The 22186-nt window shown below is 68.6% G+C and carries 18 protein-coding genes; 11 read left to right on the top strand and 7 right to left on the bottom strand.

Annotated features, from left to right (window positions below):
- Positions 1–77: 77 nt before the first annotated feature.
- Complete coding sequence (locus HNP73_RS04285) at positions 78–1256, top strand: MFS transporter (protein WP_184147369.1); 1179 nt, start codon at positions 78–80, stop codon at positions 1254–1256.
- A gap of 20 nt (positions 1257–1276) precedes the next feature.
- Here the strand turns inward: HNP73_RS04285 and HNP73_RS04280 are convergent, their stop codons facing one another.
- From HNP73_RS04280 to HNP73_RS04270, 3 genes are all read right to left on the bottom strand, one after another.
- Positions 1277–2317, bottom strand: coding sequence for a class I SAM-dependent methyltransferase (locus tag HNP73_RS04280; protein WP_184147368.1), 1041 nt, complete (start codon positions 2315–2317; stop codon positions 1277–1279).
- A gap of 17 nt (positions 2318–2334) precedes the next feature.
- Positions 2335–2658, bottom strand: coding sequence for an ATP-dependent Clp protease adapter ClpS (gene clpS, locus HNP73_RS04275; protein WP_184147367.1), 324 nt, complete (start codon positions 2656–2658; stop codon positions 2335–2337).
- Positions 2659–2885: 227 nt separating this feature from the next.
- The gene (locus tag HNP73_RS04270) at positions 2886–3380 is read right to left on the bottom strand and encodes a phasin family protein (RefSeq protein ID WP_184147366.1); all 495 of its coding nucleotides are present in this window, start codon (positions 3378–3380) and stop codon (positions 2886–2888) included.
- Positions 3381–3640: 260 nt separating this feature from the next.
- Between HNP73_RS04270 and HNP73_RS04265 the strand changes: the two genes are divergently transcribed.
- Positions 3641–5140 (top strand): D-alanyl-D-alanine carboxypeptidase family protein, encoded by a 1500-nt coding sequence (locus HNP73_RS04265; protein ID WP_184147365.1) that lies wholly within the window; start codon positions 3641–3643, stop codon positions 5138–5140.
- Positions 5141–5235: 95 nt separating this feature from the next.
- On the opposite strand, the gene HNP73_RS04260 is transcribed toward HNP73_RS04265, so the two are convergent.
- Positions 5236–7506: a sulfatase-like hydrolase/transferase gene (locus HNP73_RS04260; RefSeq protein WP_184147364.1), complete on the bottom strand. Its 2271-nt coding sequence runs from the start codon at positions 7504–7506 to the stop codon at positions 5236–5238.
- 167 nt (positions 7507–7673) lie between these two features.
- On the opposite strand from HNP73_RS04260, the gene trmD reads away from it, so the two are divergent.
- From trmD to rpmE, 3 genes are read left to right on the top strand one after another with little or no spacing between them, the layout of a single operon-like run.
- A complete protein-coding gene (gene trmD / locus HNP73_RS04255) occupies positions 7674–8495 on the top strand; it encodes a tRNA (guanosine(37)-N1)-methyltransferase TrmD (protein ID WP_184147363.1) in 822 nt (273 codons plus the stop codon).
- Positions 8492–8869 (top strand): 50S ribosomal protein L19, encoded by a 378-nt coding sequence (gene rplS, locus HNP73_RS04250; RefSeq protein ID WP_184147362.1) that lies wholly within the window; start codon positions 8492–8494, stop codon positions 8867–8869. The genes trmD and rplS overlap by 4 nt, the downstream gene beginning before the upstream one ends.
- A gap of 11 nt (positions 8870–8880) precedes the next feature.
- On the top strand, positions 8881–9102 hold the full coding sequence (gene rpmE, locus HNP73_RS04245) for a 50S ribosomal protein L31 (protein ID WP_184147361.1): 222 nt from the start codon (positions 8881–8883) through the stop codon (positions 9100–9102).
- A 328-nt stretch (positions 9103–9430) separates the two neighbouring features.
- Here the strand turns inward: rpmE and HNP73_RS04240 are convergent, their stop codons facing one another.
- The gene (locus HNP73_RS04240; protein ID WP_184147360.1) at positions 9431–10792 is read right to left on the bottom strand and encodes a formimidoylglutamate deiminase; all 1362 of its coding nucleotides are present in this window, start codon (positions 10790–10792) and stop codon (positions 9431–9433) included.
- Between the two features lie 108 nt (positions 10793–10900).
- Here HNP73_RS04240 and hutI point away from each other — a divergent pair, with 108 nt between their 5' ends.
- The 4 genes from hutI to hutU are packed head-to-tail and all read left to right on the top strand — an operon-like array spanning position 10901 to position 16041.
- Complete coding sequence (gene hutI / locus HNP73_RS04235) at positions 10901–12058, top strand: imidazolonepropionase (protein WP_246399639.1); 1158 nt, start codon at positions 10901–10903, stop codon at positions 12056–12058.
- The gene (gene hutH, locus HNP73_RS04230) at positions 12055–13572 is read left to right on the top strand and encodes a histidine ammonia-lyase (RefSeq protein WP_184147358.1); all 1518 of its coding nucleotides are present in this window, start codon (positions 12055–12057) and stop codon (positions 13570–13572) included. The genes hutI and hutH overlap by 4 nt, the downstream gene beginning before the upstream one ends.
- Positions 13572–14375: an N-formylglutamate deformylase gene (gene hutG / locus HNP73_RS04225; protein ID WP_221288169.1), complete on the top strand. Its 804-nt coding sequence runs from the start codon at positions 13572–13574 to the stop codon at positions 14373–14375. Before hutH ends, hutG begins: the two co-directional genes overlap by 1 nt.
- On the top strand, positions 14368–16041 hold the full coding sequence (hutU, locus tag HNP73_RS04220; protein WP_184147356.1) for a urocanate hydratase: 1674 nt from the start codon (positions 14368–14370) through the stop codon (positions 16039–16041). The genes hutG and hutU overlap by 8 nt, the downstream gene beginning before the upstream one ends.
- A 10-nt stretch (positions 16042–16051) precedes the next feature.
- Here the strand turns inward: hutU and HNP73_RS04215 are convergent, their stop codons facing one another.
- Positions 16052–16756 carry an NAD-dependent deacylase gene (locus tag HNP73_RS04215; protein WP_184147355.1) on the bottom strand — a complete coding sequence of 235 codons (705 nt, stop codon included), beginning with the start codon at positions 16754–16756 and terminating at the stop codon, positions 16052–16054.
- Positions 16753–17562 carry a heme-dependent oxidative N-demethylase family protein gene (locus HNP73_RS04210; protein WP_246399509.1) on the bottom strand — a complete coding sequence of 270 codons (810 nt, stop codon included), beginning with the start codon at positions 17560–17562 and terminating at the stop codon, positions 16753–16755. Before HNP73_RS04210 ends, HNP73_RS04215 begins: the two co-directional genes overlap by 4 nt.
- A gap of 186 nt (positions 17563–17748) precedes the next feature.
- On the opposite strand from HNP73_RS04210, the gene HNP73_RS04205 reads away from it, so the two are divergent.
- Both HNP73_RS04205 and parE read left to right on the top strand, forming a co-directional pair.
- Positions 17749–19353: an FAD-dependent oxidoreductase gene (locus HNP73_RS04205; RefSeq protein WP_184147354.1), complete on the top strand. Its 1605-nt coding sequence runs from the start codon at positions 17749–17751 to the stop codon at positions 19351–19353.
- Positions 19354–19461: 108 nt separating this feature from the next.
- Complete coding sequence (gene parE / locus HNP73_RS04200) at positions 19462–21453, top strand: DNA topoisomerase IV subunit B (RefSeq protein ID WP_184147353.1); 1992 nt, start codon at positions 19462–19464, stop codon at positions 21451–21453.
- Positions 21454–22186: the final 733 nt, after the last annotated feature.

The following is a 22186-nucleotide window of genomic DNA, read 5'->3' as shown; positions in this document are numbered from 1 at the left end:
GAGCCTTGCCGGGGCTTGCGTTTTCCGGGAGGGAGGAGACGGCGGATTTCACCGCCCCCTGCATGAGTTCCTTGCCGTTGCGACCGCGCATTCTCTCCCGACCGGGGCTTCACACGACCGGCTTTTATGTGGCGCTGTTCCTGGCGACCGGGGTGCATCTGCCGTTCTGGCCGTTGTGGCTGTCCGACTGGGGGCTCTCTCCGTCGGAGATCGGGGTCTACACCGCGATCGGGATTGCGGTGCGGGTGGTCGCGGGGGTCGTGATCCCGGCGATTGCCGATCGCCTCGACGCGCGGCGCTGGGTGCTGGCGGCCTGTGCCGCCGGAGGGGCCGCGCTCTTTCTCGGGCATCTCGGGATCAGCACGCGGCCAATGCTTCTGGCCGCCACCATCGGGACCGGGGTGGCCTTCGCCGGCATCACACCGATCTCGGAGGCGCTGGGCCTCGCGGCCGCGCGGGCGTGGAATTTTCCCTATGCCCAGTCACGCGGGATCGGATCGTCGGGGTATCTTGCGGCAAACGTCGCGGCCGGGGTGCTGATCGGCTGGACCGGAACCTGGGTGGCGCTCTGGTGGATTGTCGTCTGTCTGCTCGCGACGGCGGTGCTGGCGGTCGGGCACCCGGGCGGCGGGCAGGTGCGCTCCACGGCGCTGCCGCCGCGGATGAGCGAGATGGGTCGACTGATGGTGAACGGCACCTTCGTGCTCTTCATCGGGGCGGTGGCCTTCCTGCAGGGAAGCCATGCGGTGCTCTACTCCCTCGCGACGGTCCACTGGCGCGATCTCGGGATCAGCGACGGCGATATCGGCCTGCTCTGGGCGGTGTCGGTGGCGGCGGAGATCCTGTTCATGGTGCTGCTCGGTACCGTGGTGATCGAACGCTTCGGCGCGGTCATGACCATGGCGCTCGCAAGCCTCGCCGGAGTGGTGCGCTGGGGGGTGATGATGCTCGATCCGGTCGGCTTCTGGCTCTGGCCAATTCAGGCGCTGCATTGCCTCAGCTTCGGAGCGGGGCATCTCGGTGCCATGGCCTTCATCAGCATGGCGGTGCCTGATCGATATGCCGCCGCGGCGCAGGGGGCGTCGGCCACCATGGCGGCGGGCGCGGTGATGGCGCTTGGCATGGTGATCGGCGCCTGGCTCTATCCGAGCCTCGGCGGGCACACCTATGGCATCGGCCTTGCGTTTTCGGCGATCGGGCTCGGACTCTGTGTGGCGCTCGGACGGCGGTGGCAGGGCGGCGAGATCGCGGTGTGACCGGACCTCCGCCTCTGAGCCTAGGGCCGTGCGGAACGTCCCGATGCGGAACGGGGCGAGGCCGGACGGTCGGCCCGGATGACCTTGTAGATCCCGCTCTCGCCGATCTTCTCCACCTGGCGGAAAGCCGCGGCGAGCGGGGCTTCGTAAGGAAGCTGCCGGTTCGCCACCAGATGCAGCGTGCCAGAGGGTTTCAGGATGCGGGCGGCGGCGGCGATGAAGGCCGCGCCGATGTCGGGCTCGGCGGCGCGGCCATGGTGGAACGGCGGGTTGGCGATCACCGCGTCATAGCGCGTGGTGCCGGCGGCCAGCGAGGTGGCGTCGCTCCAGTGGAAGCGCGCGCGCGGATCGCGGACGTTGGCGCGCGCCGCGTCGAGCGCCAGCGCGTCGGCCTCGTAGAGGTCGAGCTCGGTGACGCCCGGGTTCGAGCTCAGGGCCTGCGCCGCGAGCCAGCCCCAGCCGGCTCCGAGGTCGGCGACCCGGCCCGAGAGGCGGCCCGGCAGCTCGGCCGCGAGCCGGCGGCTGCCCGGGTCGGCGTGCTCGGGCGAGAACATGCCGGGCGCGGTGAGAAAGCCATCGTCGTTTGGTCGGGGCTGCGCGGCTGCTGACCACTCGGCGACCGCGTCCGGCAGGAGCGCCGGACGGTCGAGCCAGACCACGCGGCCATGCGACTTCACGAAGCTGCCATCGGCGGGGAGCGCGTTCCCGACCTGGCGGGTGAGCGAATCGACGCCGTCGGCCTTCGAGCCGGCGATCACCAGACGGCCGCCGTCGGCAAGCATTCCGAGCCCGCGTGCGATGGCGCCGAGGTTCTCGGCCCGGCTGCGGCTGAGGTTCACGACGACCGCGGCCGCCCGGGTGCCGTCAGGAAGTCGCGCTTCCACCCGGCGATTCGCCCGGGCGAGCGTGTCGAAGGTCGGCCGGAACGCCTGCTCGCAGATGGCGTCCGGTACAAGATCAAGGAAGAGGCCGGGTTCGGCGCGCAGCACGACGAGGTCGCCGTCCGGCAACACAAGCGAGCCGCTCTCCACGGCGAGGGCGAGGCGATCACGGTTGGTCATGCGGGAGGACGGACGTCCTACTCCTTTTCCATGGTGCATTGCAGGGGGTGCTGGTTGCGCCGGGCGTAATCCATCACCTGCGTCACCTTGGTTTCGGCGATTTCGAACGAGAACACGCCCACGACCGCCAGCCCCTTGCGGTGCACGGTCATCATGATCTCCACCGCCTGATGGCGGTCGATGCCGAAGAATCGCTCGAGGACATGAACGACGAAATCCATGGGCGTGTAGTCGTCGTTCAGCAGCAACACCTTGTAGAGGGGCGGTCGCTGCGTCCGGGTGCGCGTCTTCGTGAGAAGGCCGGCGCTGCCACCCGGGGTCCTCTGATCCGACGCTGTCATCCTGGGTTCCAAGGCCACGAGCCGAAATGTCACGGGTTAGCCTTACTATAGGTGATCGGCGGGAATTGGGAAGAGGCGGGCGGTCGCGTGTTACACCCGCGGAGAGCCGCAGACAGCAAAAACCCCGGTGGCAGGGCCACCGGGGGAGGTGCTCATTAATCTCGCTAAGGACGGGCCGCCAGGGAGGACGAGCGCCCGCGGAAAGCGTACCGTTTAAGAGTCTGTGCTCAGAGGCTGAACGACTTCATCGCGTCGGTGGCGGCGGTAACGCGCGCGCCGATCGGGGCGGTGATGTCCTTGGCAGCGGCAACGTAGATTTCGTTCATCTTCGTGGCCTGGCTCACGAAGCCCTCGAACGTCGACTGGGCGTAGGAGGTCTGCTTCTCGAAGAGCTCGGTCAGGGTCTTGGCCGACGCGAAATCCTGGGCAGCAGCGACGCCGTCTTCAAACGACTTCTTCGAGAAGGCGGAGATCTCGGTGCCGATGCCTTCGGCGGCCTTGGCGGCGATCTCGGACGACTTCACGAAAGCGTCGACGTTGTCCTGCGAGAAGGTGGTGAAGCCCTCAAGGCCCTTCGAGAACTTCTCGAACTGCTCGGTGGCGCTCTTCTGCGCGTCGGCGACGAAGGTCTCAACCTTGGCGGTCGCTTCCTGCACGGCATTCTGGGTCACGTCGAGGGACTTCTCGGCGGCGGTCTTGGCGGTCGTGGCGCGGGTGGTCATAGTCTCAAACTCCGGTTTATCGTTCCTCCGATGAGTGTGATATAGGGGTTATGCTGCACCGCGTCAAGATGTTTGCTGCACTGCGGTATAAAGCATCGAAGATTCTTTGACCGGGCACGCGAGCCACACTGCGCCAGCCCTTGAGACAAAAGTGTTTTCGAGTCGGAAGGCCCATGCTAGCTTAATTCAAAATCAAGCAATCGCCGCGTAGCGTTTGCGATAAATCCGAGGCAAGGCGTCAAAGCACGCCGGAGGCAGTGATGTTCCAGACCGTGTCGCGCGGGGTGATTCTCGCCGTTGTTATGCTATTGCTCGGTACCGTCGCGCAGGCCCAGCAGCTCGCAAGTGTCGTCATGGACGCGCGCACGGGCTCGGTGCTGAAAGCGGTGAACGCGGACACCCGCGTCCACCCGGCGTCGCTTACCAAGATGATGACACTCTATATCGTCTTCGACGAGCTTCGGGCGGGCCGCATGTCGCTCGACCAGAAGGTGACGATCTCGAGTCATGCGGCCAGCGAGCCGCCGTCGCGCCTCGGCCTCAGGGCGGGACAGAAGATCGAGCTGCGCTATCTGATTCGAGCCGCCGCCATCAAATCGGCGAATGACGCGGCGACCGCGCTCGGCGAAGCGGTCGCGGGGTCCGAGGCGGCGTTCGCGACGCGAATGAACGCTTACGCCCGTGCCATGGGCATGACGAAGACCACGTTCAAGAATGCCAACGGCCTGACCCGCGACGGGCACCTGTCGACCGCGCGCGACATGGCGACGCTCGGCCGGCGGATCGTCTACGACTTCCCGCAGTACTATAACATCTTCGGCCGCACCTCGACCTCCGCGGGCCTCTCGACGGTGAAGAACACCAACCAGCGGCTTCTCGACGCCTACCCGGGCGCCGACGGGATCAAGACCGGCTATACCAAGGCCGCCGGGTTCAATGTCGTCTCCTCGGCACAGCGCGGCAACCGCCGGGTGATCGTGGCGGTCCTCGGTGAGCGCTCGACCGCCCAGCGCAACGCCGACGCTTCACGGCTGATGGATTTCGGCTTCTCGTCGATGCCGTCGATGGTGGCGGTGGTGCCGCCGTCCCCCCTCCGCACCCTGGTCGCCTCCACCGCGCCGGTTGCGAAGACCCGTGTTCAGCCGACGGTCTCGGAGGCGACGCCGGTCATCGCCGACGCGAGCGGCACGCTCACCCTGACGGGCCGGCCGCTGCCGCGCGCGCTCGACAGCGTCGAGATCAGCCGCAACAGCGCCAGCATCGCCGCAGCGATCGCCGAGGTGAATTCCGCGCTCGCGAGCCAGGCCACCCGCTCTCCGGCCATGGCGGCCGAAGCCCGGCCGTTGCCGCGTCCGGGCGTGTCGGCCGGAGTCGATGAGACAACCGTTGCAACCATCGCCGGGCGTGCCTCGACCTTCGCGGTGGCGAGCGCCGAGCTGCCCCAGCGCCGGGTCTCCATGACTGACGCCGATGCATCGCTGCCCACCACTTCGGCGGGGACCACCGGCGGGCATGAGTGGGGCGTGCAGCTCGGCTCCTATCGCGCCAAGGGCGATGCCGAGCGGCAGCTTCTCACCACGGCGCTCATGGACGTGGCGGAGCTCTCCGGTGGGCTTCGCCGGGTCGAAGCGGCCCGCGTGCAGGGCGTCACGGTCTATCGTGCGCAGTTCGTGGGGCTCGATCAGAAGTCGGCGCTCGCGGCCTGCGCCTCGCTCGCCCGAATGGAGGCTGACTGCCTGCCGCTGGCGCCGGGGATCTGAAGCCCCGGCCGGGCTGGCGCCGCGTCGAGGCGCGGAGGCCCCTATCGGGACGTTGTCGATGAGGCCGGGGATCACGATCCCCGGCCTCGTCCGTTTCAGAGGATGAAGTCTTCGGCGGTATAGTCGCCCGCTCTGATTCCGTGGTCCTGGATGACGATGCGCAGGTCGGGCGCGGGGTCATTGTCGGTGTTGGCGAGGACGATCGAGAAGCGGCCCTGATCCACCACCCGCAGGTCGCCGACGCCGGTCCCCCCGAAGTTGAAGCTCTGGTTTCCGGGCGTGGTGCTGTCGGCGTCAATCGCCGAGACGTCGATCAGGTCGCCGTTGCTGGCGCCGGGAGCGTCGAAGCCCTGAATGGTGTCGGAGCCGCTGGCGGGCGATTCGGCCTCGCTGCGGAACACGAAGGTGTCGCGACCCTCGTTGCCGACAAGCAGATCGGCGCCACGCCCGCCCCAGAGCACGTCCCTGCCTTCGCCCGCGCGCAGGATGTCGTTGCCGGCGCCGCCCGACAGGGTGTCGTTGCCACCGCTGCCGCCCATGACGTCGTTGCCGACGCCGCCGCGCATGATGTCCGGGCCGTTGGCGCCATCGAGCTTGTCGTTGCCTCGGCCGCCGTCGAGGGTGTAGCCGCCGTTTCCGGTGCCGGCGCGCAGCGTATCGTCCCCGCCGAGGCCGCGCAGTGTCCCGGAAGGATCGCTGCCGCTGATCCAGTTGGCGCGCGCGTTGCCGGTGAAGTTGCTGATGACCTTCACCATCTCGATGTTGGCGGGAAGGTCGTAGGTCCGCTCGAGCTGGCGGTCCATGATGTAGAGAATGTCGTTACCGCCGCCGGCCCTCTCGATCACCTGCGCATCCGCATAGAGGATGTAGGTGTCGTCGCCGTTGCGTCCGGCGAAGACGTCGCCCTCGGCGCGGGTGGAGGAGATGAACATCTCGTCGCGGGCATTGCCGTTGATGCGCTCGCCGTGCTCGCTCAGGTGGAGACCGACGGCCTCCATGCGATCCTCGAGGAGCGACACCATCTTCCGGTGCATCCGGTTGTCGCGGACGGTCTCGCCCTCTCCGGTGTTCATGTCGAGCCGGTTGGTGTGCTCGTAGGGGTCGCGGCTGATGTCGTAGAGTTCTTTCCGGCCGTCGGGGTACACGGTGTAACGGACGTCGCCGTAGCCCGGGACGGTCGCGCGGAGCGAGACAGAGCCGCCGATGAAGGTCAGGCCCATGCCCTTGCCGGCCGTGGCGTCGAACCACTCCTGATTCGGGTGCCGGGCGAGGGGCACGAGGCTGGTGCCGTCGAGGCGCAGGCCGTCGGGCTTGTCGATGCCCATGAGGTCGAGGACCGTCGGATAGAGGTCGACGAGGTTGACGACGGAGCCCGCATGCCGGCCCCCGACTCCGTCGGGCTCGACGATGACCATGGGAACCTCGGTCGCGGTCCGCCAGGGCGTGGTCTTCTGCCAGCGGCTCTGGTCGCCGAGGTGGAAGCCGTTGTCGCTCCAGAGAACGATCGAGGTGTCCGCAGCGAGCGCGGGGTCGGCTTCGAGCGCATCCAGCACCTGCCCGATCTTCGAGTCGGCATAGCTCACCGATGCGAGATAGCCGTGGATATAGTCGGTCCAGAGGTCCATGTTCTGCGCGATGGTGTTCGCGACGGTGGCCGGGCGGGTCATCGGCGGGACGTCGAAGTACTCGTCGATCGCCGGCAGGATGGTGCCATCCGACAGGCTCTTCTCCAGTGCCGCGCGGATCGCGCCCTGATCATACATGTCCCAGAACTCGCCCGGGACCACCCAGTCGAGGTGCGGGCGGCTGATGCCCACCCCGAGGTAGAACGGCTGGTCGAGACCGCCCGCCTTGTTCGTCAGGAAGTCCACCGCCTTGTTGGCGGTCTGGGCATCGCGCAGGTTGTCCGGGCCGCCATAGCGCCCGCTGAGGAACGGCCCCGCGTGGTAGACGTCATCGCGGATGATCTGGTTGTTGTTCTGCGGGACCGCCGGATAGAAGAAGTCGTCGAAAAGGATCTTCTGGTTTGCGGGCGAAATCGGGTCGTCGTGGAAGTTCTTGCCGTACATCGCAACGTATGCGCCGGCCTCGCGCAGTACAGCGGGCAGCGTGTCGGCCGCGGAAGCGCGCTCGTACCAGTGAGTGTCATTGTCGAGAATGCCGGTCGAGGTCGGCTGTACACCGGTAAAGACGCTGGAACGGGACGGGTTGCAGAGCGGAACCTGAGCGATGGCACGATCGAACGTGGTGCCGTCGTTCATCAGCTGGTCGATGTTCGGTGTACGGACCATCGAGGCGAAATTGCCCCAGTCCTCGACCGACCGCATATCGTCGATGGTGAACATCACCACGTTCTTTGCGGGCATTACTCACTCCTCCAACATCCACTAGAGCCGCCGGCCAGTTCCCCCGCCGGTCTATTGCTTCGGCCTTCGCTTTCACGTTGGGTCTCGAGAGTCCAGAACTTACAGACCCGGGCTTTACTGCCGCGGGCACGGCGGCTAGGACCGGCCGATCGAAACGGAAGCTCGCGATGACCCGCCCGACCGACACCACATGGACCGCCAGGGTGCTGACTTTGCTCCCGGAAATGTTCCCGGGGCCGCTTGGCCACTCGCTGATCGGCCGGGCGGAGGAACGCGGACTCTGGCGGCTCGATGTGCGCAACCTGCGGGATTGGGCGACCGACCGGCATCGCACGGTTGACGATACACCCGCTGGCGGCGGGGCAGGGATGGTGCTGCGGGCGGACGTGGCGGCAGCGGCGCTCGACGGCGTGGCGAGCGGCTGGCCCGCGGCCGACTGGCCCGTCCTCTATCCCTCGCCGCGTGGGCCGCGTCTTGATCAGGCGCGGGTGCGGCGGCTGGCGGCGGGCAGGGGCGTGACGATCCTCTGCGGGCGCTTCGAGGGCCTCGATGAGCGGTTGCTCGAGGGGCGGGACGTCGAGGAGGTCAGCCTCGGGGATTTCGTGATGACCGGTGGCGAGATCGCGGCGATGGCCTTGATAGACGCCACGGTTCGGCTTATACCGCGCGTCCTGGGAAATCTCGAGTCGACGGTGGAGGAAAGCTTCGCCACCGGTTTGCTGGAGCACCCACAATACACCCGCCCGCCCGAGTGGGAAGGTCTCAGGATCCCCGAGGTTCTCCTCTCGGGGCATCACGGACGGATCGCCGCATGGCGACGCTCGGAAGCGGAACGGCTGACCAAGGAACGTCGTCCCGACCTCTGGCGGGCCTTCGTGGCGGGGGAAGACCCCGGCGCCACGAGAGCGGACCCGGCAGGAGAGGCAGAGCTCTCGGACGCGCACACCTCCGCCGCACACGGCGGGCCAGAGAAGGACGATTGCCGATGAACATCATCGCGCAGCTCGAAGCCGAGCAGATCAAGGCGCTCGGCAAGGACATCCCCGACTTCGGACCGGGCGATACGGTTCGCGTCGGCTACAAGGTGACCGAGGGCACCCGGTCGCGTGTTCAGGCCTATGAAGGCGTCGTGATCGGCCGCAGCGGCGGCCAGGGCATCGGCGCGAGCTTCACGGTTCGCAAGATCAGCTTCGGCGAAGGCGTCGAGCGCGTTTTCCCGCTCCACTCGCCGAACATCGATTCGATCACCGTCGTCCGTCGCGGCAAGGTCCGCCGGGCGAAGCTCTATTACCTGCGCGAGCGTCGCGGCAAGTCCGCCCGCATCAGCGAGAAGACCAACTACCGCGAAAAGTCCGAGAGCTGAGGGCCAGGATCATGAAGCAGGACATCCATCCCGACTATCATTTCATCGAGGTGAAGCTCACCGACGGCACCACGTACCGGACGCGCTCGACCTACGGCAAGGAGGGCGACACGCTGACGCTCGACATCGATCCGTCGGCGCACCCCGCGTGGACTGGTGGCTCGGCGAAGCTCATGGACACCGGCGGCCGCGTGTCGAAGTTCAAGAAGAAGTACGAGGGTCTCGGCTTCTGATTGGCCGGACCGGGCGGCGCGTCCGCCTGACTTCCGATTGCGCCGCCGGCCGGGAAATGCCCCGCCGGCGGCGCACTCTTTTGGAAGACAACGCTTGGAAGATAAGGCGGCCGCTGCCGGCGCGTCCGTCCAATCAGGATGTACTGTTTGGCTGGTTGTCGGCCGCCCCGCCCGGGGGGGAGCGGAGCGGCCATGTCCCGGCGCAGATCGAGGATGATCACGACCGGTATTATCGCCTATATGTGCAAAACGTGACTGTCTAGCCCTTCACGACCGGTTTACCCGTTTGGTCGCAGAGCAAAGGGCCTTTCTGCTGAAAGATTGGGCGTCAGAGGCGGGGCAGGACGGTCAGCATGACGGTCCGATAGCGCGCTTCCACCGACTCACGGGCCACGTGGCGACCATCATGCACCACATGCCGCCCGGCTGACCAGACCTCCCGGACAACGCGGTCGTCGGCGGCGAAGATCCAGCCGTCCAGCAGCGAGTCATCTGACAGCGCCATCAGCACGGGGTGATCAAGATCGATCGCCACCATGTCCGCGAGGGCGCCGGCGCGCAGGGCGCCGCTGTCGCGGCCGAGCGCGCGGGCGCCGCCCGCCAGGACCGACTCGTAGAGCGTGCGGCCGACCGATGTCTCGGGTGGCGCCAGCACGTTCCGGGCGCGGTCGCGCAGGCGCTGGCTGTACTCGAGGGTGCGGAGCTCCTCGCCAAGGGTGATGCGCACGTTCGAATCAGAGCCGATGCCGAAGCTGCCGCCCGCCGCGAGATAGTCGGCGCCATCGAATATGCCGTCACCGAGGTTCGACTCGGTGATCGGGCAGAGGCCGGCCGTCGCGCCGGACGCGGCGAGCCGCGCGGTCTCGGCACCGGTCATCTGGGTGGCGTGGATCAGGCACCAGCGCGGCCCGAGGCCGATGTCGTCGAGGAGGAAGTCCACGGGCCGCGCGCGGAGCCATGCGGTGACTTCTTCCACTTCCTTCACCTGCTCGGCGGCGTGGATGTGCATCGGCCCCTCGGGCATCTGCCCGGCGAGGGCCCGAATGTCGTCAGGCGTCGAGGCCCGCAGCGAATGGGGTGCCGCGCCGAGACGGCCATCGGCGGCAAGCCCGGCGCCCGCACCTTCGTGCAGGCGCAGGAAGCCGCCGAGATCATTGCCGAACCGGAGCTGGCCGCCGGCGAGCGGCGTCCGATCCGCCCCGCCCCAGGTGTAGAGCACCGGCAGGAGCGTGAGACCAATTCCGGCGGCCTGCGCCGCGGCGACGATGCGGTGGGAGAGCTCGGCCGGATCGGCGTAAGGCGTGCCGCCGGGGGCATGGTGTAGGTAGTGGAATTCCGCGACCGCGGCGTAACCCGCTTCCAGCATTTCCACGTAGACGAGCGCGGCAATGGCCTCGATCTCGTCCGGGTCGAGCACGTCGAGGAATCGGTACATCAGCCGCCGCCAGGTCCAGAAACTGTCCGCTGTCGGGCCACGGCGCTCGGTCATCCCGGCCATGGCGCGCTGGAAGGCGTGGCTGTGGAGGTTCGATGGCGCGGGCAGGAGCGCGCGGCGCTCCAGGATGCGGTCGCCGGCGCGGACCTCGGTCCCGGGCTCGATTCCGGTGATGCGGCCATCGTCGAACGTGACGCGGACATCGCGCGCCCAGCCATCCGGCAGCAGGGCGAGAGGGGCGAGAAGCGCGGTCATTTCCGGTATCCTGCTTGCGGGCTGCCCCGAGTTAAGTCGAATATGCCGGGCAACGCAAAGGGAGGCGAACGTTTGGACGCAATCCTCGTGAACGCGACGGTGGCGACGATGGAGCCCGGCGGCCCTGCCTACGGGCTGCTCGGAGATGGCGCGGTCGCGATCCGTGGCGGCCGCGTCGAGGCGGTGGGCGAGCGCGGCGCGGTGGGCGGCGGCTTGCCGGAGCGCGACATGGGCGGGCGGCTGATCACCCCGGCGCTCATCGACTGCCACACCCATCTGGTCTTTGGCGGCGATCGGGCGCGCGAATTCGAGATGCGCCTCGAGGGCGCGAGCTACGAGGAGGTGGCGCGCGCCGGCGGCGGCATCGTCTCGACGGTGCGCGCGACGCGGGGGGCCTCGGAGGCCGAACTCCTCGCCACGGCGCTACGCCGGGCGGATGCGCTGATTGCCGAAGGTGTCGCGACGCTCGAGATCAAGTCGGGCTACGGGCTCGACCGCGAGACCGAGCTGCGCGTCCTAAGGGTGGCCCGCGCCGTGGGGCGCGAGCGGGCGGTCCGGGTGAAGACGACGTTTCTCGGCGCCCACGCCACGCCGGATGGGCTCGACCCCGACGCCTACATCGACGAGGTCTGCATCCCGACGCTGCGCGCGGCGGCGGCGGAGGGGCTGGTCGATGCGGTCGACGCGTTCTGCGAGGGGATCGCCTTCTCCGTGGCGCAAGTGGCGCGGGTGTTCGCGGCTGCGCGCGAACTGGGGCTTCCGGTGAAAATCCACTCGGAGCAGCTCTCGAATCTCGGCGGCACGGCGATGGCGGCGCGGGACTTCGCGGCACTCTCGGCGGATCACCTCGAATACCTCGATGACGACGGGGTCGCGGCGATGGCGGCGGCGGGGACGGTCGCGGTGATGCTGCCCGGCGCCTACTATGCCTTGCGTGAAACCCAGGCGCCCCCGGTCGCGGCGCTGCGTGCGGCGGGTGTGCCGATGGCGGTGGCGACCGACTGCAATCCGGGCACATCGCCCCTGACGTCGCTGCTTCTCGCGATGAACATGGCCTGCACCTGCTTCCGCATGACGCCGGAGGAGGTGCTGGCCGGAACGACGCGCGAGGCGGCGCGGGCGCTCGGGCTCACCGACGCGGGAAGGATCGCACCGGGGCTCCGGGCGGATCTCGCGGTCTGGGACGTCGCGCATCCGGCGGAGCTTGCGTATCGCATGGGGTTCAACCCGCTCGCCGAGCGGATCATCGGGAGCGATGGGCAATGATTCTCGTACCCGGGGCCGTGACGCTTGCCGAACTGGAAGCGGTCTGGCGCGGTGGCGAGGCGGTGCTCGATCCCGACGCGCGCCCGGCGATCGAGGCGGCGGCGAAGCGGGTCGAGGACGTGGTCGCGGCCGGGGCGCCGGTCTACGGCATCAACACCGGCTTCGGCAAACTCGCGAGCGTGCGCATCGAGGCCACGGACACCGCGCGGCTGCAACGCAACCTGATCCTGTCGCACTGCTCGGGTGTCGGCGAGCCGACGCCCGCGCCGGTGGTGCGCCTCATGATGGCGCTGAAGCTCGTGTCGCTCGGTCGGGGCGCCTCGGGCGTGCGCTGGGCGCTGGTCGAGCAGCTTCAGGCGATGCTGGCGCGTGGCGTCGTGCCGGTCGTGCCGATTCAGGGCTCGGTCGGCGCCTCGGGCGATCTCGCGCCGCTCGCGCACATGGCGGCGGTGATGCTCGGCGCCGGCGAGGCAGAGGTCGCGGGCCAGCGGTTGCCCGGCGCCGAGGCGCTGGCCGCCGCCGGGCTCGCGCCGATGGAACTGGCGGCGAAGGAAGGGCTCGCGCTCATCAACGGCACGCAGTTTTCCACCGCCTGGGCGCTCGCCGGCCTCTTCGGGGCGTGGCGCGCGGCGCAGAACGCGCTCCTCATCTCCTGCCTCTCGACCGACGCGATCATGGGATCGACGGCGCCGCTTCGCCCCGAGATCCACGCGCTGCGCGGGCATCGCGGGCAGATCGAGGCGGCGGCGGCGATGCGGGCGATCATGGCGGGCTCGGAAATCCGCGAGAGCCACCGCGAGGGCGATACCCGGGTGCAGGATCCGTACTGCATCCGCTGCCAGCCCCAGGTCACGGGCGCGGCAATGGACCTCCTGCGCTCGGCGGCGGCGACGCTCGTCGTGGAGGCGAACGCCGCCACCGACAACCCGCTGGTGCTCGAGGACGCCATCGTTTCGGGCGGCAACTTCCACGCGGAACCGGTGGCCTTCGCGGCGGACGTGATCGCGCTCGCGGTGGCCGAGATCGGCGCGATCGCCCAGCGGCGCGTGGCGCTGATGGTCGACCCGACGCTCTCTCACGACCTGCCGCCGTTTCTCGCCACCAACCCGGGGCTCAATTCCGGCTTCATGATCGCCGAGGTCACGAGTGCCGCGCTCATGAGCGAGAACAAGCATCTGGCGACGCCCTGCTCGACGGACTCGACGCCGACGAGCGCCAATCAGGAAGATCATGTGTCCATGGCGGCGCACGGTGCCCGGCGGCTGACGCCGATGGTCGCGAACCTCGACCGGATCCTCGGGATCGAGACGCTTTGCGCGGCGAAGGGCGTGGAGTTCCGCGCGCCGCTCGCGACCAGCGCACCGCTCGCGGCGGCGCTGGCGCGGCTGCGCGAAGACGTGCCGCCGCTCGGGGAAGACCGCTACCTCGCGCCCGATCTGGAAGCGGCGGCAACGCTGGTGCGCGACGGGGCGCTCCTCGCGGCGTCGGGCGCCGCCTTCCCGGAGCTCGCGTGATGCTGGTGGAGATCGTCCGTGGCGACGGGCCGGTGATCCTCGGACTGCCGCACACCGGGACGTGGCTCCCCGATGACGTGTTCGCGCGGCTGAACCCGCTCGGACAGGCGCTGGCGGACACCGACTGGCACATTCACGACCTCTATGCCGGGCTCCTGCCGGGCGCGACCACGGTGCGCGCGGTCTTCCACCGCTATCTCATCGACGCCAACCGCGGCCCGGACGACGCGAGCCTCTATCCGGGCCAGAACACCACCGGGCTGGTGCCGCGCACGGATTTTGACGGCTGGCCGATCTGGCGCGACGGCGCGGAGCCGGACGCGATCGAGGTGGCGGAGCGCACGGAGGCGTTTCATGCGCCCTATCACCGGGCGCTCGCGGCCGAGATCGAGCGGGTGAGGGCAGCGCACGGCGTGGCGATTCTCTACGATTGCCACTCGATCCGCAGCGTCATCCCCTACCTCTTCGAGGGTGTGCTGCCCGATCTCAACATCGGCACGGCGGAGGGCGCCTCCTGCGCGCCGGAGGTGGAAGCGGCGGTGCTGGCGCAGTGCCGCGATTCAGGGTTCACTTACGTCGCGAACGGCCGTTTCAAGGGCGGCTGGACGACGCGGCACTACGGACGTCCGGAGAACGGCGTCCATGCGGTGCAGATGGAGCTGGCGCAGGCGACGCACCTCGCGGCCGAGGCGGCGCCATGGACTCTCGATCCCGCGAAAGCGGATCGGCTCCGGCCGCACCTGAAGGGTATTCTCGAAACGCTGGCTGGGATGACCGCCGATATCGGAGGCCGCAATGTCTGACCCACGCAAGAACACCCGCGACGTCTTTCCGCCCACCGGGCCGGAGATCACCGCGCGGAGCTGGCTGACTGAAGCCCCGATGCGGATGCTGATGAACAACCTGCACCCGGATGTGGCGGAGAACCCGCACGAGCTGGTGGTCTACGGCGGCATTGGCCGCGCCGCGCGGACCTGGGAGGATTTCGACCGGATCGTGGCGACCCTGAAGACACTCGGCGATGACGAGACGCTGCTGGTGCAGTCGGGCAAGCCGGTGGGCGTCTTCCGCACCCACGCCGACGCGCCGCGGGTGCTCATCGCCAACTCGAACCTCGTGCCGCACTGGGCGACCTGGGATCACTTCCACGAGCTCGATCGCAAGGGGCTGATGATGTACGGCCAGATGACGGCCGGATCGTGGATCTACATCGGCTCGCAGGGCATCGTTCAGGGCACCTTCGAGACCTTCGCCGAGGCCGGGCGGCGGCACTACGGCGGTGATCTCAAGGGCCGCTGGATCCTGACCGCCGGGCTCGGCGGCATGGGCGGCGCGCAGCCGCTGGCCGCCGTCTTTGCCGGCGCATCCTGCCTCGCGGTCGAGTGCAACCCGGAGTCGATCGATTTCCGCCTGCGTACCCGCTATCTCGACGAGAAGGCCGAGACGCTCGACGAGGCGCTCGCGATGATCGAGCGCTGGACCGCCGCCGGCGAGGCGAAGTCCGTGGGCCTGCTCGGCAACGCGGCGGACATCTTCCCCGAACTGGTGCGGCGCGGCGTCCGGCCGGACATCGTCACCGACCAGACCAGCGCCCATGATCCGATCAACGGCTATCTGCCGAAGGGCTGGACGATGGCCGAATGGCGGACCCGGCGCGAGAGCGACCCGAAGGCCGTGGAGGCGGCGGCACGCGCGTCGATGAAGGAGCACGTGGCCGCCATGGTCGACTTCTGGAAGGCCGGCGTGCCGACCGTCGACTATGGCAACAACATCCGCCAGATGGCGCTGGAGGAAGGGCTGGCGGATGCCTTCTCGTTCCCGGGCTTCGTTCCGGCCTACATCCGGCCGCTGTTCTGCCGTGGCGTCGGGCCGTTCCGCTGGTGCGCGCTCTCCGGCGACCCGGAAGACATCTACCGGACCGACGCCAAGGTGAAGGAGCTCATCCCCGACGACGCGCACCTGCATCAGTGGCTCGACATGGCGCGGGAGCGCATCGCGTTTCAGGGACTGCCGGCGCGGATCTGCTGGGTCGGCCTCGGCGAGCGGCACCGGCTCGGGCTCGCGTTCAACGAGATGGTGCGCAGCGGCGAGCTGAAGGCGCCGGTGGTGATCGGGCGCGACCATCTCGACTCGGGCTCGGTGGCGAGCCCGAACCGCGAGACCGAGGCGATGCAGGACGGCTCGGACGCGGTCTCCGACTGGCCGCTCCTGAACGCGCTCCTGAACTGCGCCAGCGGGGCGACCTGGGTGTCGCTGCACCACGGCGGCGGCGTCGGGATGGGCTTCTCGCAGCATTCGGGCATGGTGATCGTCTGCGACGGCACCGACGCGGCGGCGAAGCGCATCGAGCGGGTGCTCTGGAACGACCCCGCCACGGGCGTCATGCGCCATGCGGACGCAGGCTACGACATCGCGCTCGACTGCGCGCGGGAGCACGGGCTTCGTCTGCCGGGAATTCTCGGGAACTGAGGCGGGAGGCTTACGCCCGCGCCAGCAGCTCCTCGACGAAGGCCGGGATCACTTCCGTGGCCGGGCCGTAGCGGCCGCTGTCGAAGACCCGCGCCACGTCGGAGGGCTCGAGGTTCAGCTCGACCGTCGGGATCCCGAGGGCGCGGGCCTCGGCGACGTAGCCGGCGGCGGGGTAGACCGCGCCTGACGTGCCGATGGCGACGAAGAGGTCGGCGTCGCGGAGCGCGTCCGCGATCGTGTCGAGGCCAATCGGCATCTCGCCGAACCAGACCACGTCCGGGCGCATGCCGCCCGTCCGCAAGCACCCTTCGCAGATTGTCTCCTCGGAGAGGCCGACCGTGCAGACCTCGCGCCGGCGGCACCAGCCGCAGCGGGCGACGAGAAGCTCGCCGTGCATGTGGTGGACATGCCGGCTCCCGGCCTTCTCGTGCAGGTTGTCGATGTTCTGGGTGCAGAGGAAAATCTCACCACCCTTCGCCTCGAGCCCCGCCTCCAGCCGCACGAGCGCGGCGTGGGCGGCGTTGGGAAGGGCATCGACCATGGCGCTGCGGCGCATGTTGTAGAAGGCGTGGACCCGCGCCGGGTCGCGCTCGAACGCCTCGGGCGTCGCGAGTTCCATCGGGTCGAACTCGTCCCAGAGACCGCCCTTGTCGCGGAAGGTGCCCAGCCCGCTTTCCGCCGAGACGCCGGCACCGGTGAGAACGAAGACCTTCATGCGAACCACGCCGGGCGCACCTCACGCAGGCGCGCGGCCTCGGCCTCGGGCAGGCGGTCGAGGGGGAGCTGATAGATGTGGATCGAGAAGACGATGGCGCGGCTCTCGGGCAGGCGCAGCAGGGTCTGGCGCTCCACCCGCACGAAGCGCATCTCGCCCGGGCCGGGGCGGTAGTCGGAATATTCCGGGCGCGGGCTGTGCAGGTTCGCGTGGGCAGACGGGCTGAGGTTCGCCCGCATGACCGGCGCGTCGGGGCGGATGGCGTCGCACATGCGCTGCACCCGGCGCCCCAGCGCCTCGTCGTAGGCGTCGACCGGCAGGTGGATGCGGCTGAGCGGCATCCCGAACTTCTGCGACAGCGTCCAGTTCGAGGGGAAGCAGAGCACGGCACCGGTCAGCAGGTGCTCAGGCCCGCCCTCGGGCCTTTCGAGGATCAGCAGGTCTTCCTGCACCAGCCGGCCGGCCACGAGCATCGGCGGACCGGCAAGCGGCACGAGCACGCCGTCGGGCCGCCGCACGACCTCGCCCTCGCGGGTGTAGCCCGGGACATCGGCGAGATGTGAGAGGACGAAGCCGAGAAGCTCCTCGGCCGCCCGACGCGCGCCGGGCGCGAGCGCATGAACCTCGGCCGGGCGTTCAGCGATCAGCCAGTCGCGCAGGGCCATCTGGCCGCCGAATGCCTCGTCGCGTTGCAGCCAGTCGGCGAGTGAGACCGGCACGGTGCCCGGCAATCGCAAGGTATGATCCGCCATCCACGGGGCGATGGGAAGATGGTCATGCAGGACGTTGGAAAAGCGCGAGGGCATACACTGCTTTCCACAATTGACTGGCGCCGCTCTCACCCACCCGGGCACGGACAAGCGCACTTCCGGCTGATTCAGCGTAAAACGACCTAGACCCAACGGAGTATCGGCCTGAGCGATTTGGCCGCATCCCGACAAGCACATCTTGTGCTGTTGTAAGCGCGACCACAAGAGAGAGGCGCGAGTGAGATGATTGGGGACGCTGGGGCGCTTGCCCGCGCCGGAGAGATATGGGCCGACGTCTGCGTGGTTGGCGGTGGGGTCGCAGGAATTGCGATCGCGCTGTCGCTCGCGACCGCCGGCCGGCGGGTCTGTCTGCTCGAGGGTGGCCGCGAGACGTTCTCGTGGCGCTCGCAGGAGCTTTACGACGGCGAAGTCTGGGATCCGCGCTACAGCCTGACCGGCACCCGCACGCGGATGCTCGGCGGCAGTTCGAACTGCTGGGGCGGCTGGACGCGGCCGGCGACGGCGAATGATTTCGACCCGCGGCCATGGCTCGGGATGGCGGGCTGGCCGATCGGCGAGCGGGATCTGGCGCCGCATTACGACCGGGCGGCGGAATTGCTCGAAGTGGTCGGGCCGCGAACCGATGCCGACCTGCTCGACGAGCTTCCGGTGGACCTGCGCGGGCTGGCGGAGATCGGTGGCGAGGCGTTCCGCACGATCTTCTTCGGCATGAGCCCGCCCACGGCGGTCGGCCGGGTGCACCGCGAGAAGCTCGCGCAGGCGCCGGGGCTCGAGGTGATCCTCGAGGCAACAGTGACGCGCCTCGTCAGCTGTCCGGCGAGCGATGCCATCGAAGCGGTGGAGGGCACGAGCCCGGCCGGCCCGTTCCGCGTGCGCGCCGAGATGGTGGTGCTCGCGGCCGGCGGCATCGAGAACCCGCGCCTGATGCTCGCGTCGGGCGGCATCGGCAACGGCCGCGACCTCGTCGGGCGCTACTTCATGGACCACCCGCGCCTGCGGATGCGCCACCTGCTGCTCGATGAGGACCCGGGGTTTGCCCGGCTCTATGATGCGCGGCACTATGGCGGAGGCTCGATGGTGACGCGGCGCGGCCGGCACGGCGCGGCGTTTTCGCCGACGCTTCCCGAACAGGCGCGGGCCGGGGTGCTGCAGAGCTACACCGGGCTCGTCGCCACCTATTTCCGCCAGAGCGACTTGACGCTCGAGGATGCCCGGCAGGTCTGGAAGGCGCTGAAGGGGGAGTTGCACGAGAAGATCGACGCGACCCGCCTCGCCCGCGTGGTCGCCGCCGCGCCGGCGACGGCGGCCTATGTCCTCGGTCGCAAGCTCGACCTGCGCGGCGCCCACATGCGCTACGAGATCGAGACGGTGATCGAGCCGATGCCGGATCGGGAGAATCGGGTGGCGCTCATCGGTGCCACGGACCGTCACGGGGTGCCGAAAATCCACCTGACGTGGCGACGGCACGACCGGGAGCGCGAGACGCATCGCCATGCGCTCGATCTGGTCCGCCGTGCGGTCGAAGCCCGCGGCTATGGCCGCACCACCGTCGATCCGGGCGTCTGGGAGCCGGAGCGCTGGGACTCGTCCGTCATCACCACCTGGCACCACATGGGCACGACCCGGATGGCGACATCGCCGTCGGAAGGTGTGGTGGACGCCGATTGCCGGGTCTTCGGCACCTCGAACCTCTACGTGGCCGGCAGCTCGGTCTTCGCGACCGGGGGCGGGGTGCCGCCCACCTTCACGGTCGCGACACTGGCGCTCCGGCTCGCGGCACACCTTGAGGCGCGGCTCGGCCGGCCAGTCATGGCCGGGGCTGCCTGAGTCGGGAGGCAGCGCGCGGAGCCTCTTTGCCAGCGGGCCTGTTTCCAGATATTGATGATCTGGAGCAGGCCCGCGCTATCCTTGGCGGGCGACCAACAAGAGGCCCCCATGGTCCACGCGCCCGATCTCTTCGGTGAAGACCCCGCCTCGGGCGGTTACGATGCAAGCTCGATCGAGGTCCTCGAAGGACTCGAGCCGGTGCGCAAGCGCCCGGGCATGTACATCGGCGGCACCGACGAGCGGGCGTTGCATCACCTTGTCGCGGAAGTCCTCGACAATTCCATGGACGAGGCGGTCGCCGGCCACGCGAACCGCATCGAGGTGGAACTGAACGCGGACTTTTCGGTGACGATCCGCGACAACGGCCGGGGCATCCCGGTCGACCCGCACCCGAAGTACCCCGGCAAGTCGGCGCTGGAGGTGATCCTCTGCACGCTGCACGCCGGCGGCAAGTTCTCCGGCAAGGCATACCAGACGTCCGGCGGCCTGCACGGCGTCGGCGTGTCGGTGGTGAACGCGCTCTCGGACCGGTTGACCGTCGAGGTGGCGCGGAGTCGCCAGCTCTGGCGGCAGAGTTTCAGCCGCGGGCTCCCGCAGGGCGGCCTCGAAAGCCTCGGCGCGGTGCCGAACCGTCGCGGCACCACGGTGATCTTCCACCCCGACGCGGAGATCTTCGGCGCCGCGGCGCACTTCAAGCCGGCGCGGATGCTGAAGATGGTCCGCTCGAAGGCCTACCTGTTCTCCGGCGTCGAGATCCGGTGGAAGTGCGCGCCGGAATGCATCCCCTCGGGCGACGACACGCCCGAGACGGCGGTCTTCCACTTCCCCGGCGGCCTCGCCGACTATCTTGCCGAGCGGCTGGACGGCGCGGACTGCTATGCGGAGAAGGCATTCGCGGGAAAGGTGGAGTTCGCGGAGCGCTTCGGCGCGGATACCGTCGGCTCGGTCGAATGGGCGATCAACTGGACACCGCAGCGCGAGCCGTTCGTATCGTCCTACTGCAACACCATCCCCACCCCCGAGGGCGGCACGCACGAGGCCGGTTTCTGGGCGGCGATCCTCAAGGGCGTCCGCGCCTACGGCGAGCTGGCCGGCAACCGCAAGGCCAGCCAGATCCAGCGCGACGACGTCATGGCGGGCGGCTCGGCGATGATCTCGGTCTTCATCCGCGAGCCCGAGTTCGTCGGGCAGACCAAGGACCGCCTCGCGACACAGGAAGCCGCGCGGCTGGTGGAAAACGCCGTCCGTGACCGGTTCGATCACTGGCTGGCGACAGACACGAAGACCGCCGGGGCGATCCTCGACTATCTGGTGCTGAAGGCCGAGGAGCGGGCGCGGCGCAGGGCCGAGAAGGAGACCCAGCGCAAGACCGCGGTGAAGAAGCTCCGTCTGCCGGGCAAGCTCGCGGACTGCTCCGGTGCGAGCCGGGAAGGGTCGGAGCTCTTCCTCGTCGAGGGCGATTCGGCGGGCGGCTCGGCAAAGCAGGCACGGGACCGCAAGACCCAGGCCGTGCTGCCGCTCCGGGGCAAGATCCTGAACGTGCTCGGGGCGGCGTCCTCGAAACTCATGCAGAATCAAGAACTCTCCGATCTCGCACTCGCCATGGGCGTCCAGGCCGGGTCGCGATTCTCGGTCGAGGATCTGCGCTACGAGAAGATCGTCATCATGACGGACGCCGACGTGGACGGGGCGCACATCGCCTCGCTGCTGATGACGTTCTTCTTCACCCAGATGCGGCCGCTGATCGACCGCGGCCACCTCTACCTCGCCGCACCGCCGCTCTACCGCCTCACCCAGGGCGCGCGCTCGGTCTACGCGCGCGACGACGCGGAGAAGGCGGCTCTGATGGCACGGGGGATCGGCGGGCGTGGCAAGATCGACGTCTCCCGCTTCAAGGGTCTCGGCGAGATGATGCCCGCGCAGCTCCGCGAGACGACGATGAGCCCGGCGACCCGGACGCTCATCAAGGTCACGATCGCCGAGGACGAGGGCGAAACCGGCGATCTGGTGGAGCGGCTGATGGGCAAGCGGCCGGAACTGCGCTTCCAGTACATTCAGGAAAACGCCCGGTTCGTCGCGGACGACGAACTCGACGTGTAGGAAGGCACGGCCCGGCATCTGCTGTCCGGGCTCGCGACTGCACGTGGGAGTTGTGTTCCCGGGAGTTGCATCCGTAAGTCGGTGCGGAAGTCAAAAGCTCGCACGAGTGGTTTATTCTGGAGAACTAGTCGATACGGATCATTGTCATCGACGCAACACGGTCCTGCATAGTCGCAGAAAGACCAGAATTCTGCGCGAATACTTGACCATCCCACGGCCAACGGGCCTGCGGTGAAGTGCGCCTCACCCGTCGGCGGAGCCGGACCCGGCCTTTGGACTCCGCGGGGTACCCTTGCTGCTCGCGCTCCGCGGGGTGGCGGCACGGACGCTGCTGGATGGTCAGGCGCCTCCCCGGGGACGAGGCGAGTCCATGCGACCAAGGTCGAAGGAATCGTCGGATTCCCGGCATGAAACGTCGCAAAACCGCCGATACCTCGCGCTGATGCTGCAGGTGCGAGGGCGGGTGATTCGCTCCGCCGACATCAGACCCGCCCTGGCACCGGCCAGAGATGGGCAGGCGGCGCGGTGAAATCGGAGACGATAACGAACATTTCAGGGGACCAAACCGCAACTAAATGTCGTCGATGAACCGTTGAATCCGGAAAAAAGTCATGCTTTTCGGAATGAATTGCGAACACTCTCGCGCGCAGCACCGGGGCAGGAATGCCGCGAGGAAACGTCGCACTGTGATGAAGGTGAAAGTTGAGCTATGGTTGTCTCACAAGCAAAAGAC

The organism is Amaricoccus macauensis, from assembly GCF_014201905.1.
GTDB classification, from domain to species: domain Bacteria; phylum Pseudomonadota; class Alphaproteobacteria; order Rhodobacterales; family Rhodobacteraceae; genus Amaricoccus; species Amaricoccus macauensis.
This window is presented reverse-complemented; position numbering and strand designations above follow the sequence as displayed.

Excerpts from the sequence above, each read along its gene's own strand:
- hutG (WP_221288169.1), top strand. The coding sequence starts at position 13,572 with ATGCTGGTGGAGATCGTCCGTGGCGACGGGCCGGTGATCCTCGGACTG.
- hutU (WP_184147356.1), top strand. The coding sequence starts at position 14,368 with ATGTCTGACCCACGCAAGAACACCCGCGACGTCTTTCCGCCCACCGGG.
- HNP73_RS04215 (WP_184147355.1), bottom strand. The coding sequence starts at position 16,756 with ATGAAGGTCTTCGTTCTCACCGGTGCCGGCGTCTCGGCGGAAAGCGGG.
- trmD (WP_184147363.1), top strand. The coding sequence starts at position 7,674 with ATGACCCGCCCGACCGACACCACATGGACCGCCAGGGTGCTGACTTTG.
- HNP73_RS04280 (WP_184147368.1), bottom strand. The coding sequence starts at position 2,317 with ATGACCAACCGTGATCGCCTCGCCCTCGCCGTGGAGAGCGGCTCGCTT.
- clpS (WP_184147367.1), bottom strand. The coding sequence starts at position 2,658 with ATGACAGCGTCGGATCAGAGGACCCCGGGTGGCAGCGCCGGCCTTCTC.
- parE (WP_184147353.1), top strand. The coding sequence starts at position 19,462 with ATGGTCCACGCGCCCGATCTCTTCGGTGAAGACCCCGCCTCGGGCGGT.
- HNP73_RS04260 (WP_184147364.1), bottom strand. The coding sequence starts at position 7,506 with ATGCCCGCAAAGAACGTGGTGATGTTCACCATCGACGATATGCGGTCG.
- rplS (WP_184147362.1), top strand. The coding sequence starts at position 8,492 with ATGAACATCATCGCGCAGCTCGAAGCCGAGCAGATCAAGGCGCTCGGC.
- HNP73_RS04265 (WP_184147365.1), top strand. The coding sequence starts at position 3,641 with ATGTTCCAGACCGTGTCGCGCGGGGTGATTCTCGCCGTTGTTATGCTA.
- hutH (WP_184147358.1), top strand. The coding sequence starts at position 12,055 with ATGATTCTCGTACCCGGGGCCGTGACGCTTGCCGAACTGGAAGCGGTC.
- HNP73_RS04270 (WP_184147366.1), bottom strand. The coding sequence starts at position 3,380 with ATGACCACCCGCGCCACGACCGCCAAGACCGCCGCCGAGAAGTCCCTC.
- hutI (WP_246399639.1), top strand. The coding sequence starts at position 10,901 with ATGGAGCCCGGCGGCCCTGCCTACGGGCTGCTCGGAGATGGCGCGGTC.
- rpmE (WP_184147361.1), top strand. The coding sequence starts at position 8,881 with ATGAAGCAGGACATCCATCCCGACTATCATTTCATCGAGGTGAAGCTC.
- HNP73_RS04240 (WP_184147360.1), bottom strand. The coding sequence starts at position 10,792 with ATGACCGCGCTTCTCGCCCCTCTCGCCCTGCTGCCGGATGGCTGGGCG.
- HNP73_RS04210 (WP_246399509.1), bottom strand. The coding sequence starts at position 17,562 with ATGCCCTCGCGCTTTTCCAACGTCCTGCATGACCATCTTCCCATCGCC.
- HNP73_RS04205 (WP_184147354.1), top strand. The coding sequence starts at position 17,749 with ATGATTGGGGACGCTGGGGCGCTTGCCCGCGCCGGAGAGATATGGGCC.